The sequence below is a fragment of the Sediminibacterium sp. FW305-C-49 genome (genome assembly GCF_058231085.1).
The window spans coordinates 200450-218899 of the sequence record NZ_JBIQXS010000001.1 but is presented as its reverse complement, the minus strand read 5'-3'; the positions used below and the strand labels follow the sequence as shown (position 1 = coordinate 218899).

Below are 18450 nucleotides of genomic sequence, written 5' to 3'. Positions count from 1 at the left end.
GCTGATGTTATAACATCGGCCTGTGTGGTGTAATTTGCACCCATGCAGCAATACCACCAGCTTCTTCAGCATATTTTGGATCATGGAGTACAGAAAACCGACCGTACCGGTACCGGTACCATCAGTTGTTTTGGCTACCAGATGCGTTTCGATCTGCAAAAAGGGTTCCCCCTTGTAACCACTAAAAAATTGCACCTAAAGAGTATTGTGTATGAACTATTATGGTTCTTGAAAGGTGAAACGAATATTCAATACCTGACAGATCATGGTGTAAGTATCTGGAATGAATGGGCCGATGAAAATGGTGAATTAGGTCCCGTTTATGGTAAACAGTGGCGCAGTTGGGAAGGTGCCAATGGAGAAACCATTGATCAGATTACCGATCTTATTGAGCAAATCAAAAAAAATCCGGATAGCCGTCGTTTGATTGTAAGTGCATGGAATGTAGCGGAATTGCCTAAAATGGCATTGATGCCCTGCCATAGCCTTTTTCAGTTTTATGTAGCCGATGGAAAACTCAGTTGCCAGTTATACCAACGCAGTGCAGATGTATTTCTTGGTGTGCCTTTCAATATCGCTTCTTATGCGTTATTAACCATGATGGTGGCTCAGGTTTGCGGACTGCAGTGTGGCGACTTTGTGCATAGTTTCGGCGATGTTCATTTATATAATAACCATATTGAACAGGCCAAACTGCAACTTAGCAGAACACCTTATGAGTTGCCTATCATGAAAATCAATCCTGACGTAAAAGATATTTTCAGTTTTCAGTTTGAAGATTTTACCCTCGAAAATTACCAGTGTCATCCACATATCAAGGCGCCGGTAGCGGTTTAAGGAACATAGAAATTAAGAAATAGGAAATAAGGAATGAGAAAGGAGGAAAAGTCAAAAACTAAATCAGACATCTGCGATCAGATATCAGCCATTTAAAGCCCCTATCTTTGACTATGCTCATTTCTCTCATCGTTGCCGCCGGAACAAATAACGCTATTGGTAAGGATAACCAGTTGTTATGGCACCTGCCCAAAGACTTGCAGTTTTTTAAAAAAACTACTTGGGCCATGCCTGTGATCATGGGACGTAAAACATTTGAGTCTTTATCGGGCAAACCTTTACAGGGGCGTTTGAATATTATCATCACAAGACAAAGAAACTGGCAACCTGAAGGTGTAACGGTCGTACATTCTTTGGATGATGCACTGTTTGTAGCATCATCGGCTGACTATAAAGAAGTGTTTGTGGCAGGCGGTGGAGAAATATATAGAGAAGCCTTGCTGCAGGCCGATAAAATTTATCTTACAAGAGTACTGGCAGCTCCTGAAGCAGATACTTTTTTTCCTGAACTAGCACCAGATGAATGGCAACTCATATCTGATGAAACTTTTGCAAAGAATGAAAAACATGCTTACTCATACAGCTTCCAGCTTTGGACACGTAAGTAAATTTTCTGTACATGGCATTTATTGAACCTGCTTTTGCTTTTACTGTTCCGTTTCTCCTGTTGTTTTCCTGGTTAGGGTATAAACCATACAGGCGTTATTCAAAAGCATTGCTAGCCACCACCAACCTCATATTTATTTTGTACTCGGTTTTCCAGATCAATCAGTTGATTGATCTGGCCAAATTCGGACAGGAACTGATGCGGCAGACAGGTATAAAACCTGAGGATCTGCCACCCTTTGAACCCGATGCCTATTTTTACAGACTTACAGCTTTGGTAATATTGCCATGGTTATTTCTGATAAGAAGGGTAAGAAATACACCATGGTTATCGATGATTATTCTTTTTGTAATTGCAGCAGGAGGAACCGGTTCATGGAACTACTTTGATCTTGTGTTTAAGATATTGAATTACATCAGCCTGCTTTGTGCCGTTTATGCATTACTTTGGTTGCTGAAAGAATTGCCTTTTCAAAGGAGAATCCGAAAGTTGTTTAAATAAGAAGATTTCATGTATTCAGGTATTCAGATGGTATTCAAATATCTGCGGTATTATATAACTGCATCAAATGGAAAGGGGCATGGTATACATTCTCCGTTTGTATTTGATTTTGTAGAACGTATACTCAACGATGATCGCCAGTTTTATGCATACAGGCAAATCGAAAATCTTCGTCAGCTATTATTAACTGATCAGCGTATACTTCATGTGGAGGATTTTGGTGCAGGTTCAAAAATCCACAATTCCCCGTATCGGAAAATAGCTGCAATAGCTAAATCATCGTTGAAGCCTGCAAAATTCGGGCAGTTATTGTTTCGTATGGTTGACAGGTATGCTCCAGCAGATATACTGGAATTGGGTACCTCATTGGGTATTACCACCAGTTACCTGGCAATGGCCAAAAAAAATGCTTTGGTTACTACAATGGAAGGGTCTCAGGCAATTGCTGCTATTGCCCGGGAAAACTTCCAAAAACTTGGCCTCGTCAATTGCAGGTTGATTGGAGGTAATTTTGATTATACATTGCCCGAATGGCTGAAGGCAGACAGGACCATAGATATGGCGTTTGTTGACGGGAATCATCGATATGAGCCAACAGTAAGGTATTTCAGACAGTTATTGCCTTATACAAACGAATACAGTATACTCATTTTTGATGATATTCACTGGAGCAGAGAAATGGAACAGGCATGGAAGGAAATACAGGAGGAAGAAGCCGTTTCGCTTTCTATTGATTTGTTTTTTATTGGGATTGTTTTTTTCAGAAAAGAATTCCGCACAAAACAACATATCAGTATCCGATTTTAGACCCTCTCTGCGAAATCTTCCCGAGCTTATATTCTCTGCGGTGATTCAGTAAAATGGGGTAAATAACGGTCGATATCCTATCTAACCACAATTACACCGATTGCACAAAGAAACCCTTGCCCCCTTAGAAAAAAAAACCTAAATTGAAACCATGATTCTTGGTATACTAAGTGAAACAAATAAAGACAAGAGAGTATCGCTCTTACCGGAACAGGCAGAAGCACTGGTGAAAAAAAATGTAACGGTATGGATGGAAAAAACCGCAGGAGAAAATGCATTCGCGGCAGATACTGTTTACAAAGAAAAACAGGTTGTTTTACAGGATCGGAATACGGTATTATCGCAGAGTGATTTATTGCTTTGTATTCACCCCCTGTCAGCATCAGAAATCGAGGTATTAAAACCAGGTCAGGTAATTGTAGGAGTATTTCAGCCATTGTTCAACACTGCATTGATGCAGCAACTGGCTGCCAGAAAAATAACATTATTCAGTCTTGACATGATTCCGCGCACTACACGTGCACAAAGCATGGATGTATTGAGCAGCCAGGCAAATATAGCTGGATATAGAGCTGTTTTACTTGCAGCAACTTTATTTCCCCGTTATTTTCCCATGTTTATGACAGCAGCAGGTAGTATTCCTCCTGCTAAAGTGCTGATTATCGGTGCTGGAGTGGCGGGTTTGCAAGCTATTGCAACAGCAAGAAGGTTAGGGGCAGTAGTGGAAGTGTCTGATACAAGACCCGCAGTAAAAGAAGAAGTCATGAGCCTTGGTGCCAAATTCATTGAAGTGGAAGGCGCTGCAGATGCATCCAAAGCAGGTGGTTATGCAGTGGAGCAGTCGGATGAATTCAAACAAAGACAACAACAAAGACTGGCAGAATCAGTAGCTAAATCTGATATCATCATTACTACTGCACAGATACCGGGTAAAAAAGCACCATTACTGGTGAATGAATCCATGTTGAATAGTATGAAGCCCGGCAGCGTCATCATTGACCTGGCGGCTGCTACCGGTGGAAATGTATTCGCCACAAAAAATAATGAAACCATTGTTCATAACGGGGTAACCATCATGGGTAACAGTAACCTCGCAGCAGATATGCCCTGGGATGCCAGTAAACTATATGGTAAAAATGTACTCAATTTCCTTCAACTCATCATCGACAAAGAGGCGAAGCTAAACCTCAACTTTGAAGATGACCTGGTGAAAGGATGTTGTATTACGCACGATGGAGAAGTGGTACATGAGAGAGTGAAGGGGTGAGGCGTGAAGCGTCAATGGTGAATGAGGATTGATTATTTTTTTTATTTGCCAATGACCATTCACGATTCACCATTGACGGTTCACGAAAAAAAATTATCTAAACAAATATACCAATGGAAGCTGTTTTAAACTGGGTACAAACACATATCGGAATTATATACATTGTACTTCTGTCAATTTTTTTGGGTATTGAAGTGATTGGGCGTGTGCCAAGTGTATTACATACGCCATTGATGAGTGGGGCCAATGCCATTCATGGTGTGGTCATCATCGGTGCTATTATAGTGATGGGGAAGGTGGAACCCGGTAATTATATCGCACTCGTAATTGGTTTTTTGGCTGTATTACTTGGAACACTGAATGTGGTAGGTGGTTTTGTGGTAACTGACCGCATGCTTGAAATGTTTAAAAAGAAAAAATAGTATCTCTCTTTCACACAGGGATTGAAAAATATCAATATGGAATTAAGTCTGCTCACTGTTTGTTACCTCATAGGTTCGTTGACCTTTATCATCGGACTTAAAATGCTGTCTCATCCCGATTCTGCCAGGAAAGGCAACCTTGTGGCCGCCGTGGGTATGGCTGTTGCTATTTTTGGTACTATATTTTTATACGAAGAAGAAGGAAAAAAACTCGGTAACTACGAATGGATTTTTGGTGGACTTATTTTAGGTACCATCGTTGGTGTATTAGCGGCCAAAAAAGTAAAAATGACTGCCATGCCCGAAATGGTGAGCCTGTTCAATGGAATGGGTGGTGCCTGTGCTGCTTTGATTTCTTTTATTGAATTTGATCATATAAAAGATGCTTTTACAAAGGGAATAACTATTGAAATTCATGAAGGCACATTGATCACCATATTCCTGGGCCTCATCATTGGTGCGGTTTCATTTGCGGGAAGTGTGATTGCATGGGGTAAACTGAATGGCAAAATCAAAGACTTCGCTTTTCCCGGTCAGCAGATATTTAACCTGGTATTATTAGCTGCAACTCTGGTAACAGCCGGATACCTGGTCTTTAACCTTAATGCTGAAAATTACTGGCTTTTCTATGGCATTGCAGTTGCGTCATTAGTATATGGAGTATTATTTGTGTTACCCATTGGTGGTGCCGATATGCCGGTGGTTATTTCATTATTAAACTCATTTACGGGAGTAGCTGCTGCTTGCGGTGGTTTCCTTTATGATAACCAGGTCATGTTAACAGGTGGTATTCTTGTAGGTGCCGCAGGTACACTGCTTACCATACTTATGTGTAAAGCCATGAACAGAAGCCTGACCAATGTATTGATTGGTTCTTTTGGTGGCAGTGCATCTGGTGGTGCAGCTTCTTCACAGGGTCCACAGGGTAATTACAAAGAAATTTCAGTTTCAGATGCTGCTGTATGTATGGCTTATGCCAATAAAGTAATTATTGTGCCAGGTTACGGGCTCGCAGTGGCGCAGGCGCAACATACCTGTCATGAACTGGAAAAATTACTCGAAGAAAAGGGCGTGCAGGTAACTTATGCCATTCACCCGGTAGCAGGCCGTATGCCTGGACATATGAATGTATTGCTGGCAGAAGCAGATGTGAGTTATGATAAACTGCAGGAAATGGAACAGGCCAATGATGAATTTAAAACCACGGATGTAGTACTGATATTAGGTGCCAATGATGTAGTGAATCCTGCTGCAAAGACCGATCCTACGTCACCCATTTATGGTATGCCCATTCTCGAAGTGGAGCAGGCAAAGACAGTTATCGTAAATAAACGCAGCATGAAACCCGGTTATGCAGGTATTGAAAACGAGTTATTCTTCCAGCCAAAAACATCCATGTTGTTTGGTGATGCAAAAGCGGCGTTGCAGAAACTAGTGGCGGAAATCAAAGCATTATAATTCTTGATTCATATATTTTATTCATAGCTCCGGACCTAACCCGGAGCTATGTGTTTATGAGAATAGTATATTTTTGCATATGCCAGTTCCCCAGGATCTTATTCAATCTCTTCAGCATGTTGCCGGCTTTAATGAAATATCATTTAGGCAGGTACACGAATCAGGTGAACAGGTTACTGCCATTCGCTTTCATCCCATAAAACAACAGTGGACAACAAAAAAATGGGAAGGTGAACATATTCCCTGGTGCCCATTGGGTTTGTATCTTCCCGAAAGACCTTCTTTTACATTAGATCCTTCCTTTCATGCCGGAGCCTATTATGTGCAGGATGCAAGTAGTATGTTTCTCTGGCAAATATTACAACAACTGGTACCCGAAGCTGGCGGGAAAAAAGTATTGGATCTCTGCGCCGCACCTGGAGGTAAATCAACTTTACTCGCATCGTTTTTTTCAGAAGGGTTGCTGGTGAGTAATGAAGTCATCAAATCACGGGCGGCCATACTGGTGGAGAATATGACTAAATGGGGGAATGATCATGTTGTTGTAACCAATAATGATCCGGCCCATTTTCAATCATTGGGGAATTATTTTGATGTAATGGTCGTTGATGCCCCTTGTAGTGGCAGTGGTTTATTTAGAAAAGATCCTGAGGCGATAGATGAATGGAGCCTTGATCATGTTCAGCTATGCAGCCAGCGACAACAAAGAATTTTATCTGATATTCTGCCTGTACTCAAAGAGGAGGGTATCTTAATTTATGCCACTTGTTCCTATTCAATGGAAGAGGATGAAATGATCGCAGACTGGTTAGTGAAGGAAATGGGAATGGAATCATTAACTGTTCAGACCGATGATGCATGGGGTATTGTACAGTCTTTTTCAGAAAAAAAACAGGCTGCAGGTTATCGCTTTTACCCGGACAAATTAAAAGGAGAAGGTTTTTTTATTGCTGCTTTTAAAAAGAAAACAACAGATACTGCGGTATCTTATGGAAGAAATGTAACGATTGCCAAACCCGGCAAACAGGAAATCGAACAGCTTTTATCTTTTCTTCCTTTGTCAGATGAATACATGCTGTTCAAACAGGCTGATCAGTTCAGGGTTATCCAGCAAAAATGGCTGGATGAAATTGCTGTGCTGGCAGGGTCGTTGTACATCCGCAAAGCAGGTGTTGAAATAGGTGCCATCAAAGGAAAAGATATAGTGCCTTCGCATGAACTGGCTATGAGTCTGTTGCCCAAAACTTCTTTCAGCCAGGTTCATATAGATTGTGAACAGGCAGTTCAGTACCTGCGTCGGCAGGATCTTTCGCTACAGGCACCCAAGGGATGGAATATAATGATGTATGAAAACCTGCCACTGGGCTGGATAAAAGCTCTTCCCAACCGCATCAATAACTATTATCCGCAGGAATGGAGAATACTGAAGAAATGAAAAATAAGGAATAAGAAACATTCAATGAGAAAGTATTATGCTCCTTTACTTTACCCTTTCATGTTTCTTATTCCTTATTTCTCTGTTTAACTCCCTAAATTTGCCATTCTCATCCCCCGGGTCTATGAAAAAATATTGCTTATTTATACTGGTGTTTTTAATTGGGTTGACAGCTTTTGCACAGCAGAAATTGCAGATTAAAGGCAAAGGCAATTCCATGTATATTGAGCATAAAGTAGGTGAAAAGGAATCACTCTCATCCATTGGTCGCCTGTATGGTATTACAGCTTCACAGTTGGCACGGTTTAATGGTAAAAGTCCTTCATCTCTTTTGTCAAAAGGAAGTACCATAAAAGTGCCTTTTAAAGTACAGGATATCCAAACTTCAAACACCGGAACAGCATTGTATCATGTGGTAGGGAAAGGAGATAATCTTTTTAAAATAGCCCAGACATATAATAAAGTTCCATTAACACAAGTGAAAAAATGGAACAAATTGAGTAACAATGCAGTTAAAAACGGGCAACAGGTGATAGTTGGTTATTTGAAAACAAATGAAGAACAGGTAATTGCTTCCAAAATTTTACCTACAGAAAATAATGTACAGGGAAAAAATACTGAAACCGCTGCAGTAACTGTTCCAGATAAACCGGCGACTACAATTAACGAGCCTGTAAAAAAGCCAGAAACTAAAACGGAAGCACCGGTAACAGAAGCCAAAAAAGAAACTATAATACCAGTATCACCGCAAGGGGCTGATGAAGGTTTTTTTGCAGCACTGTACATTAAAAATGATCTTACCCTTGTTCAAAAATCATCTTCCGGCAGCGCATCTACGTTTAAAACAATCAGTGGCTGGACCGATCGGAAATATTATGTACTCATCAACGACATTGCTCCTGGTACCATTGTCCGGATAACTGCATCGAATAATAAAAGTATTTGTGCAAGGGTTTTGGGGCCTTTGCCTGAAACAAAAGGAGCGGAAGGGTTATTGTTGCGTATGAGTAATTCTGCTGCCTCTGTTTTGGATATGAAGGATCAACAATTCACAGTTACACTCACTTATTTTGAATAAAACTGTTATGAAATCATTTGTTCAGGGATTATTTATGTTGATGTTTGTGTTATCATCTTGTGATGGCATAGCACAACAGAAAATATCGATAACAGTAGCCGAATTTGATGCTAAATGGCAATCGGGTACTTATCAGTTACTGGATGTGAGAACGGCGGGTGAATATAAAACCACCCATTTGAAAAATGCATTACAGGCCGATTGGCTGAACAAGCAGCAGTTTGAAGAAAGAACAAAACACCTGGATAAATCGAAACTGGTGCTGGTGTATTGTGCATCTGGTGTAAGAAGTGAACAGGCGGCTAAATGGTTGCTGAACAAGGGATTTGCTGAAGTCTTTAACCTGAAGGGTGGTACTGTTGCCTGGCAACTGGAAGGGAAGCCATTAGAAGCTGGTGTGATTGCGAAACAAATGTCTGTACAAACATTTCAACAGCAAATTCAGACCGGTGGCGTAGTGTTAGTGGATATTGGCGCCGAATGGTGTCCTCCTTGTAAAAAAATGGAACCTGTCATCAGTCGATTAGAAACCGAACTCGCCGGAAAATTTAAATTGGTAAGAGTAGATGGGGGTAATGATATTGAAGTGATGAAACATGTGAAAGCGGATGCACTCCCAACATTTATTATTTATAAAAACGGGAAAGAGATTTGGAGAGATTTTGGAATTATTTCAAAAGAAATTCTTCAGGCGAAGATTACCCAATAAAACCTAAAATCCTTTCAGACGATAACCTCTCAGGAAATCTTCAATCAACATTCTTTTCTTTCCTTCCAGTTGCAGGTCTAATACATGAATATACCCGTCAATAGCAGCGAATTTTAAAAAAGTTTTCCCATCGGTTATGATAGTTCCGGGAGCTGTATGCTGTTGATACTCCGGTGTACTCTTATAAATTTTTAAGATCTTCCCATCTAATTTCGTTATTGCACCCGGAAAAGGGGATAACCCTCGAATAAGATTATGAATTTGTAGAGAAGTCTGCTCCCAGTTAATGATACAGGTTTCAGTGAAAATTTTCGGAGCGTGTTTGATCGCTGATTCGCTGATTAGTTCATCCTGGATCCTCTCTTTCAAAATGCCCTCTTGTAAACCATGAACTGTTTTCACCAAAAGACTGGCACCAATTATTTTCATACGGTCATGTATTTCTCCTGCTGTTTCATCTGGTCCGATTGTAAAGCGATCCTGTAATAGTATATTACCTGTATCAATTTCATGTTTGAGTTTGAAGGTGGTAACCCCGGTTTCTTTCTCTCCGTTTATAACTGCCCAGTTAATGGGCGCTGCCCCCCTGTATTGTGGCAGTAAAGATCCATGGAGATTAATGGTTCCCATCGGAGGCATGTTCCAGACGATTTCTGGTAACATGCGAAATGCCACGACCACCTGCAGGTCTGCCTTCAGTTCCTGTAATTGTGTAATAAATACGGGATCCTTTAATTTTTCAGGCTGGAGTACAAACAATTCTTTTTCAACTGCATATTTTTTAACGGCACTTTGTTGTAGATGCATTCCACGGCCTGCTGGTTTATCCGGAGCGGTAACGACTGCCACAATATTAAAACCTGCATGAACCAGTGCGTCCAATGATGCAACGGCAAATTCGGGGGTGCCCATGAAGATGATACGCATAGTGATGAATGGTGAATGGTGAATGGTCAATATTTTAATAACTCACGATTGACCATTCAACATTCACGTCTTTTATTCAAAATCTAAATACAATAAATATTGCTTCCTTATTTTCTTGAAGGCGGCGATGCCGGGTGCCCAACTGTCGCGGATTTCTTTTTCTGTTTTTCCGGCTTTAATCTGATTCATCAACTGGTCAGTTCCGGCCAGCTTATTGAAAAAATAATCGGTTGACTTTTCACTTTTTGGTTTGATAAAGAAGTTCTCTTTATCAGGGAAAAGCTTATAGGCTTCCAGCAGGTATTTCAACTGAATTTTATTATCCACTTTTTTTAATACTTCATCTTTAGTCCCATAAAGGTTCCATCCATAACTCTGTCTGTCTTTTAGTTTTGGCTCTTTGGCGCCATCTCTGCTGGTGGGGGTAAAAGCATACATATTTTTGGGCAGGTAAGGATGACCAAAAATTGAGAATGGATGATCGGTTCCTCTTCCTTCACTCAAAACAGTGCCTTCAAAAAAACAGGTACTTGCATACCAGTAAATAGATGACATATCAGGCAGGTTGGGAGATGGCTTTACCGGCAGTTCATAATGACTTTTATGTGTATAGTTCTGATTTTTGATGATCTGGAAATGAAAGAGTGTATCCGGTGGAGAATTTTTTGCGCGCCTGTAATATTCATAACGCTCATTGGCTTTTGGTGATAACCATTTTTCGCCTGCCAGCATGAGGGCATATTCGCCGATGGTCATACCATATACAACGGGGATGGGTTGCATGCCTACAAAACTTTTATAAGCAGTATCAAGTATGGGGCCATCTACATAAAAACCATTTGGATTGGGACGATCAAGTATCATCAGCGGCTTTCCATGTTCAAATGCCGCATCCATGAATTCCTGTAATGAAGAGATATAAGTATAAAAACGTGTGCCCACATCCTGTATATCAAAAAGCAATACATCTACATCTGCTAAATCTTCGGCACTGGGTTTTCTTTTCTTTCCATACAATGAAACAACCGGAATACCTGTGTATGGGTCGATATAATTATCTACTTTTTCGCCGGCATCAGCAGTGCCCCTAAAGCCATGTTCGGGTCCGAATGCTTTGGTAATTTTTACACCGAGTGTATATAAGGTATCTACCAGGTGACGTTCACCAATAGTAGCGGTATGATTGGCAAAAATGCCTACACGTTTTCCTTTCAGTAAAGGCAGGTATACTTGTGTTCTGTGTGCTGCCGGAATAATTTTAAGTTCTTTATCCTCTTTTGAAGGAGTAGCTTTTTCTTTCTGGTCTTTTGTATCCTTTGGCTGGGCGTTGAGACTCAATGCAATAGACAAGGAACAGACAAGGGTAACGATCTTCATATAAGGGTCTTTAAAATGCGAAAGTTAACAAAAAATACTTGGCTGCACTTGCTTTGCAGGTTGTACTTTTGCCGTTCGGCGCGTTTTAATAACAACTTAACCTTTTCTTCCTTTTTTCGGATGTCAATGATAAGCTGCAGCGTTCCGTATTCTTTATCACATAACAAAATAGTATGCAACAAGTAAAAAAAGGTGATACTGTAAAAGTGCATTATCACGGCAAATTAACCAATGGAACTACATTTGATTCATCTGAAGGAAGAGAACCATTGGAGTTTGAAGTGGGTGGCGGAATGGTAATACCCGGTTTTGATGATGGCGTTACCGGTATGGCTGTTGGCGAGAAAAAAACAATTCATATCCCAGCCGACCAGGCTTATGGGCCTAAGCAGGAAGAAATGATCATGGAGTTTCCGCGTGACCGTTTCCCCGCCGATATGGTTCCTGAAGTGGGAATGCAACTGAATATGAGTAATGGCTCAGGACAAAATTTTCCTGTAACCATTGCTGAAGTACGTGAAGCAGTAGTAGTGCTGGATGCCAACCATCCGCTGGCAGGAGAAGACCTGGTCTTCGATCTGGAGCTGGTGGCTATTGATGGAGCAAGCCCATTGATCATTATGCCTTAATAAGCATTCACTCATAAAAGAAAGGTCGCAGTAATCATTACTGCGACCTTTCTTTTTATAACCACTTGTTTAAATTATTAATACTGATCACTTCTCAGTATCCACAAATTTTATTTTAAATGTAGCAGTTTGCGATGCTTGTAGCTTGAAGCTTGTTGCTCGAAACTGGCTACGGTCTTCTCAACCACCATCCTAACCATAAGCCTGTAAGTCCCCAACCAGCAATGGCATCAATAAGATGACCGTATAGATCGCGTGTCTGGAACCAGATATAATTGGTATAAGGTCCATTGAAAAATCCAATTAATCCAATGGCAATGCTAGCCATAAGAATAGTGGTAAATGGAGGTGTTCCCATCTTTTTAAACAACCAGCAAACCAATAATAGGATAACGATATTGATGGCAAAACCTCTTGCCATATTCATTCCCATATTCATATCCATCGATTTGTGATAATGAATTTGTGCCCATGGTTTACCATCCATCGTTTCATAGAGTTTTTCCTGTTCTTCTTTCGACGCACCATCAGGGGCAGTCGGCAGAAAATAGCTGCCATCCTCGGAAAATTGGGTGCTCAGGTATTGGAGAATACTATCCTGCTTGGGTGTATACGCTTCAGCAGATCTGTGCAATCCGGATGCCGTCCATGAAACAAATTGCCAGAGAAAGAGAATGACGGCGCCCACGAGAGAGCCAATCAGTGTTTTTTTCATATGGTTGTTTTTGGTTGCATACAAAATAGAAAACAGAATTGGTAATTGCAAGTATTCAGTAATACAGTAATTGATTTTTGTATTTTGCAGGATGCTTCATTCATACTCATTTACAGTAGCAGAGCGTTTTATGCGTTATGTGCAGATCGATACACAAAGTGATCCGCATGGTGCCGGTTTCCCCAGTACAGAAAAACAAAAGACACTATCACGGCTTTTGGCGGACGAATTAAAAGTAATGGGTATTACCGATGTTGAAACAGATGCATATGGCTATGTATATGCCACTATCCCCTCAACATCAAAAGAACCAACACCTGTCATCTGTTTCTGTAGTCATGTTGATACAGCACCTGATTGTAGTGGGAATAACATAAAGCCTATACTGCATAAAAATTATACCGGTCAGGTGATTGTTTTACCTGATGACCCCAGCCAGGTCATTAGTATAGAAGCCTATCCTTATCTCAAACAACAGATCGGAAAAGATATTATTACAGCCAGCGGTTTAACCCTGTTAGGCGCAGATGATAAAAGTGGTGTGGCCATCATCATGGATATGGCTCACTATCTCATGCAACATCCGGAATTGCCTCATGGCACCATCAAAATATTATTCACACCTGATGAAGAAGTAGGCAGGGGTACGGAGAAACTCGATATGCAAAAACTCGGTGCCGATTTTGGCTATACACTTGATGGGGGAGAGCTGGGCACTTATGAAGATGAAACATTCAGTGCAGATGGCGTAACCATTCAATTTTATGGGATCAGCGCCCATCCTGGATATGCGAAAGGAAAAATGGTAAATGCATTAAAACTGGTTTCATCATTGCTTAATGCTTTACCAACCACTAAATGGTGCCCCGAATCAACAGAAAAAAGGCAGGGTTTTGTTCATCCCGTTCATTTGGAGGGAATAGCAGAAAAAGCAACAGTAGAATTTATTATACGCGATTTTGAAACAGAACTGCTCGCAGTATATGAAGATAGGTTACGTGATATGTGTGAGCAGATCGTCCGGCAATATCCCGGCACTTCCTATACATTCGAAGTAAAAGAGCAGTACCGTAATATGAAACAGGTACTTGACCAGCATCCTCAGGTAAATGAAAGGGCTGAAAAAGCATACCGGGCAGCCGGTCTTACAGTGCGCAAAGAACCCATTCGTGGCGGCACAGATGGGAGCCGGTTAAGTTTTATGGGGTTGCCCTGTGCCAATATTTTTACCGGTATGCAGGCTATTCACAGCAAACACGAGTGGGTAAGTGTATATGATATGGAAAAAGCGGTAGAAGTACTGGTGAAACTGGCTTGTAATATGGAGTGAATCGCTTAATTTAAATGGCGTTTCTGTTTGCTCAAACGAAAAATACTGCCATGTCAGATACACTTCACCTGAATACAAAAGCAACTGCACAAAATAGTTTCGATGCTATTGTCATTGGCTCTGGTATCAGCGGTGGCTGGGCCGCCAAAGAACTCACCGAAAAAGGATTGAAAGTTTTAATGCTGGAACGGGGTCGCCCTTACGAACACATCAAAGATTATACAACGGCCAACAAAGACCCCTGGGAACTACCATACAGGGGAAGAACAACTGCAGCGCAAAAAAAAGATTTCCCTGTGCTTCACAGAGGCTGGGCTGCAAGCGAAGTGGTAATGGACGACTGGGCCAATGAAAAAGATTGTCCCTACACAGAAATAAAACCTTTTACCTGGTGGAGAAGTTACCAGTTGGGCGGCCGCTCCGTTTTATGGGGCCGGCAGAGTTATAGATTAAGCGATCTTGATTTTGAAGCCAATCTCAAAGAAGGTATTGGAACCGACTGGCCCATTCGTTATAAAGATATAGCAGCCTGGTACGATCATGTAGAACGTTTTGCAGGCATCAGCGGATCAAAAGAAGGATTGACACATTTACCCGACGGACAATTTTTACCACCCATGGAACTCAATTGTGTGGAGAAGGATGTGGCAGCAAGAATCAGGAAAGCATTCAATGGTAACAGGCATCTCATCATAGGTCGTGTGGCCAATCTTACCGCACCCATTGAAGGCAGAACACAATGCCAGTTCAGAAACCGCTGCTGGGAAGGATGTCCTTTTGGTGGTTATTTCAGTACACAGTCATCTACGTTACCTGCGGCCATGAAAACGGGGAATCTTACTGTGAGACCTTTCTCCATTGTTACAAAACTTATTTATGATAAAGACAGTAAAAAAGCAAAAGGAGTAGAAGTGCTGGATGCAGAAACCAACCAGACTTACGAATACTATGCAAAGATTGTATTTCTGAATGCTTCTGCTTTAAACTCTACATGGGTCTTGTTTAACAGTGCAACCGATATATGGCCCGGTGGATTGGGCAGCAGCAGCGGTGAGCTGGGGCATAATGTGATGGATCATCATTACAATATCGGTGCTTCCGGAAAAGTGGAAGGGTATGAAGACAAATATTATTTCGGACGAAGAGCCAATGGATTTTATATCCCCCGATTTGTAAATATGGGTAATGATCAACGTGATTACCTGCGTGGTTTTGGTTACCAGGGCAGTGCCAGCAGGGCAGGGTGGTCGAGAGATGTGGCAGAATTATCCATCGGTGCGGGTTTCAAAGATGCATTAACAGAACCGGGTGAATGGAGCATAGGCGCAACAGGCTTTGGTGAAATATTGCCTTATCATGAAAATAAAATCATGCTTGATAAAGAGAAGAAAGATAAATGGGGTTTACCCGTATTGGCCATGGATTGTGAAATGAAAGAGAATGAATTAAGGATGCGAAAAGATATCATTACTGAACTGCAGGTGATGTTAGAAGCATCAGGTGTAAAAAATATCAGAACCTGGGATGGCGGACATGCACTGGGGCATGGTATTCATGAAATGGGTACAGCACGAATGGGACGCGATCCGAAAACATCGGTACTCAATGCATTTAACCAGGTATGGGATGCAAAAAATGTATTTGTAACAGATGGTGCCTGTATGACTTCTTCTGCCTGTCAGAATCCATCACTTACTTATATGGCACTTACGGCGAGGGCAGCTAACCACTCGGTGGAAGAGCTGAAGAAGGGAAACTTGTAAGAATAATTGATGGCCCATCGTCCATAGTTCTTCTTCTTGCTACCATGGACTATGGACCATCAACTATGGTCTACTCAATGATCTGCTCACTAATTTTACCCGTCTGCTTATTTTTCAGGATGAGTTTTTTAGTGCCGAAATGAGTCATTTCTTCTTTTATCAAGTAATGATCATTGTCGTATGAAACAAGGTGACTTCCTTTAGAGAGTCCTGTCTGTCCTCTCCAGATATCAAGCTTTACAGGTTCCCACTGTTTACTTTTAGCCGATTTATAGGCAGCGTCAAGAATGGCATTGACTACATACCCGTCATAAAATGTTTCTTTGGGATCAACACCCTTTTCCATGGCATTAAACATATCCATGAACATATGGTTATAACCCAGTTCATTTAGTTCATCGCCTACAGGAAAGAGCCAGCCTGTATTGCTTTCTGCTTTTTCTGCTACATAATCTGCACCCTTACCCGTGGTAAACATATCAAAACCGGTACGGAGAAAACTGTTGATCCAGATGGTGCCCTCGCTACCCATTACTTCATCGCGCAGATCAAGTCCGCCGCGGAAAGTCCAGCTTACTTCAAACTGTCCGATAGCACCGTTCTCATATTTTACAAGACCAATGGCATGATCTTCTGCATCAATAGGTTTCACCTGTGTATCGGCCCAACACATGACTTCAACAGGTTTAATATCTTTCCCGATATAACTACGGGTAATCTCTACGCAATGACAACCAAGATCAAGTATACAGCCACCACCTGCCTGTTCAATATCCCAGAACCATTCACTGTGTGGACCAGGATGTGTTTCTCTTGACTTTGCCCAAAGTATCCTGCCCAAAGCACCATGCTTTACACTCTCCATGGCTTTGATGAATTTTGGGGTATAAACAAGATCCTCGAGATAACCATTAAAAATGCCGGCTTCTTCTACTGCAATGAGCATGCGTTTGGCTTCTTCTGCATTACGACCTAATGGCTTTGTGGTAATGACTGCTTTTTTGTGTTTACAACACAGCATCACTGCCGCTTCATGGAGGTTGTTGGGTAAAGCAATACATACCACATCCACATCAGGATGTGCAATGGCTTCTTCCATATTGATGGTCCAGTGTGCGCAATGATAATCTGCTGCAAATTTCTTCGCACTTTCTTCTCTGCGGGAATAAATACTAATGATCTTATCCCTGCTTCTGTAACCCTGTAACGAATCGGCATAAAACCGGCCAATAAAACCGGAACCGAGCATGGCAATTTTTTTCATATAGAGATTGTTATGAGCAAATGGTGAATGGTGAATCGTGAATTCGAAAATATAAATAATTCACCATTGACCATTCATCATTCACACACTCATTTATTTCTTTTCCTTAAAAAACAATACAAAATAAACCAGCACACCCATGGCAATATAGGCGGGTACATACCAGATGTTAAGCCAGTTGTGCGTTTCTCCGGTTTTGTAGAGATCAACAATATAACCGCTGAACCAGGTACCGATAAACATGCCTACACCATAAGTAGCGAAGGTAAACAGCCCCTGTGCCGCATTTTTAATTTTAGCACCTGCTTTTTTCTCTGTATACATATAACCTGTTACAAAAAAGAAATCATAACAGATGCCATGCAAAATAATACCCGCATATAACATCCAGGTATTGGCGCCGGCATCTCCATAAGCAAAGAATAGATAACGTAATATCCATGCACTCATGCCCAGTAGTAACATATTCTTTACACCGATTCTGTTAAACAGGAAAGGAATGGCCAATATGAATACGGCTTCAGAAACCTGTCCGAGCGTCATTTTGCCGGCGGCGTTCTCAAAATTCATTTCATTGAGAAATGGATTGGCGAAGCCATAATAAAAAGATAGCGGAATACAAACGAGAATGGCTGCAATAAAAAAGATGAGATAAGGTTTCTCTTTAAACAGCACAAATGCTTCTGTTCCGATGGCTTTTGAGGCAGAGCTATCAGCACCATTAGGTGGCGTATTGGGTAAAACAAAACTCAATAAACCTAAGCCTAGAGAAACGGCAGCGGCCATATAAAAAGTAGAAGCTGTTTTTTCAATTCCCAATTGTCCGATCAGTACGCCTGCTACAATCCAGCCCAGTGTTCCAAACACGCGTATCCATGGAAATTGTTTACCCGGATCGGTCATTTGAGAGAAAGCAACACTATTGCTTAGCGCAATGGTAGGCATATATAATAAGGAGTAACCCAGGATGACCCAGTAAAAGATGGTACTGTCAGTTATTTTTGTTGCAAGAAATAAAAGAACGGCCCCAAGCAGGTGTAATACTCCCATGATTTTTTGTGCGGCAAAAAAACGATCGGCAATCATACCCACAAAAAAGGGGGAGATCATAGTGGCAATAGCCAGTGCACTGTAGGCAGCTCCAATTTCTACACCGGTGGCCTGCAAATGCGTACCCATATAAGTACCCATGGTAACATACCAGGCACCCCAGATAAAATATTCAAAAAACATCATGGAGGCCAGCAGTGATCCTGTTTTGCTGTTCATATAGCAGTTGGTTTTGGTTTTCTTATATCAGAAGTAGAACTGATACGAAAAATGA

The 18450-nt window shown here is 41.3% G+C and carries 18 protein-coding genes; 13 read left to right on the top strand and 5 right to left on the bottom strand.

Features of this window, described 5'->3' with window-relative positions; all coding sequences use genetic code 11:
- Nucleotides 1-42: 42 nt before the first annotated feature.
- From ACH3Z1_RS00930 to ACH3Z1_RS00885, 10 genes are all read left to right on the top strand, one after another.
- Complete coding sequence (locus ACH3Z1_RS00930; protein WP_490819966.1) at nt 43-837, top strand: thymidylate synthase; 795 nt, start codon at nt 43-45, stop codon at nt 835-837.
- A 113-nt stretch (nt 838-950) separates the two neighbouring features.
- Complete coding sequence (locus tag ACH3Z1_RS00925; protein WP_490819965.1) at nt 951-1445, top strand: dihydrofolate reductase; 495 nt, start codon at nt 951-953, stop codon at nt 1443-1445.
- Between the two features lie 11 nt (nt 1446-1456).
- Nucleotides 1457-1945, top strand: a complete 489-nt coding sequence (locus ACH3Z1_RS00920) for a hypothetical protein (protein ID WP_490819964.1) — start codon at nt 1457-1459, stop codon at nt 1943-1945.
- A gap of 9 nt (nt 1946-1954) precedes the next feature.
- Nucleotides 1955-2752 carry an O-methyltransferase gene (locus ACH3Z1_RS00915; protein WP_490819963.1) on the top strand — a complete coding sequence of 266 codons (798 nt, stop codon included), beginning with the start codon at nt 1955-1957 and terminating at the stop codon, nt 2750-2752.
- Between the two features lie 151 nt (nt 2753-2903).
- Entirely contained in the window at nt 2904-4019 is a 1116-nt protein-coding gene (locus tag ACH3Z1_RS00910; RefSeq protein ID WP_490819962.1) for a Re/Si-specific NAD(P)(+) transhydrogenase subunit alpha, read from the top strand.
- A gap of 113 nt (nt 4020-4132) precedes the next feature.
- Nucleotides 4133-4441: an NAD(P) transhydrogenase subunit alpha part 2 gene (locus tag ACH3Z1_RS00905; RefSeq protein WP_490819961.1), complete on the top strand. Its 309-nt coding sequence runs from the start codon at nt 4133-4135 to the stop codon at nt 4439-4441.
- A 36-nt stretch (nt 4442-4477) separates the two neighbouring features.
- Nucleotides 4478-5899, top strand: a complete 1422-nt coding sequence (locus ACH3Z1_RS00900) for an NAD(P)(+) transhydrogenase (Re/Si-specific) subunit beta (protein WP_490819960.1) — start codon at nt 4478-4480, stop codon at nt 5897-5899.
- A gap of 79 nt (nt 5900-5978) precedes the next feature.
- Complete coding sequence (locus ACH3Z1_RS00895; protein ID WP_490819959.1) at nt 5979-7334, top strand: methyltransferase RsmF C-terminal domain-like protein; 1356 nt, start codon at nt 5979-5981, stop codon at nt 7332-7334.
- A gap of 124 nt (nt 7335-7458) precedes the next feature.
- A complete protein-coding gene (locus ACH3Z1_RS00890) occupies nt 7459-8412 on the top strand; it encodes a LysM peptidoglycan-binding domain-containing protein (protein ID WP_490819958.1) in 954 nt (317 codons plus the stop codon).
- Between the two features lie 7 nt (nt 8413-8419).
- Nucleotides 8420-9121, top strand: a complete 702-nt coding sequence (locus ACH3Z1_RS00885; protein WP_490819957.1) for a rhodanese-like domain-containing protein — start codon at nt 8420-8422, stop codon at nt 9119-9121.
- 3 nt (nt 9122-9124) lie between these two features.
- On the opposite strand, the gene fmt is transcribed toward ACH3Z1_RS00885, so the two are convergent.
- Both fmt and ACH3Z1_RS00875 read right to left on the bottom strand, forming a co-directional pair.
- Nucleotides 9125-10048, bottom strand: a complete 924-nt coding sequence (fmt, locus tag ACH3Z1_RS00880) for a methionyl-tRNA formyltransferase (protein ID WP_490819956.1) — start codon at nt 10046-10048, stop codon at nt 9125-9127.
- 72 nt (nt 10049-10120) lie between these two features.
- The gene (locus tag ACH3Z1_RS00875; RefSeq protein WP_490819955.1) at nt 10121-11425 is read right to left on the bottom strand and encodes an exo-beta-N-acetylmuramidase NamZ family protein; all 1305 of its coding nucleotides are present in this window, start codon (nt 11423-11425) and stop codon (nt 10121-10123) included.
- Between the two features lie 173 nt (nt 11426-11598).
- On the opposite strand from ACH3Z1_RS00875, the gene ACH3Z1_RS00870 reads away from it, so the two are divergent.
- Nucleotides 11599-12054: an FKBP-type peptidyl-prolyl cis-trans isomerase gene (locus ACH3Z1_RS00870; protein WP_490819954.1), complete on the top strand. Its 456-nt coding sequence runs from the start codon at nt 11599-11601 to the stop codon at nt 12052-12054.
- Nucleotides 12055-12223: 169 nt separating this feature from the next.
- On the opposite strand, the gene ACH3Z1_RS00865 is transcribed toward ACH3Z1_RS00870, so the two are convergent.
- The gene (locus ACH3Z1_RS00865; RefSeq protein ID WP_490819953.1) at nt 12224-12769 is read right to left on the bottom strand and encodes a hypothetical protein; all 546 of its coding nucleotides are present in this window, start codon (nt 12767-12769) and stop codon (nt 12224-12226) included.
- 91 nt (nt 12770-12860) lie between these two features.
- On the opposite strand from ACH3Z1_RS00865, the gene pepT reads away from it, so the two are divergent.
- Nucleotides 12861-14099, top strand: coding sequence for a peptidase T (gene pepT / locus ACH3Z1_RS00860; protein WP_490819952.1), 1239 nt, complete (start codon nt 12861-12863; stop codon nt 14097-14099).
- A 50-nt stretch (nt 14100-14149) separates the two neighbouring features.
- Nucleotides 14150-15862, top strand: coding sequence for a GMC oxidoreductase (locus tag ACH3Z1_RS00855; RefSeq protein WP_490819951.1), 1713 nt, complete (start codon nt 14150-14152; stop codon nt 15860-15862).
- 70 nt (nt 15863-15932) lie between these two features.
- Here ACH3Z1_RS00855 and ACH3Z1_RS00850 read toward each other — a convergent pair whose 3' ends face one another.
- Entirely contained in the window at nt 15933-17126 is a 1194-nt protein-coding gene (locus ACH3Z1_RS00850; RefSeq protein WP_490819950.1) for a Gfo/Idh/MocA family protein, read from the bottom strand.
- Between the two features lie 93 nt (nt 17127-17219).
- Nucleotides 17220-18395: a nucleoside permease gene (locus ACH3Z1_RS00845; protein ID WP_490819949.1), complete on the bottom strand. Its 1176-nt coding sequence runs from the start codon at nt 18393-18395 to the stop codon at nt 17220-17222.
- Nucleotides 18396-18450: the final 55 nt, after the last annotated feature.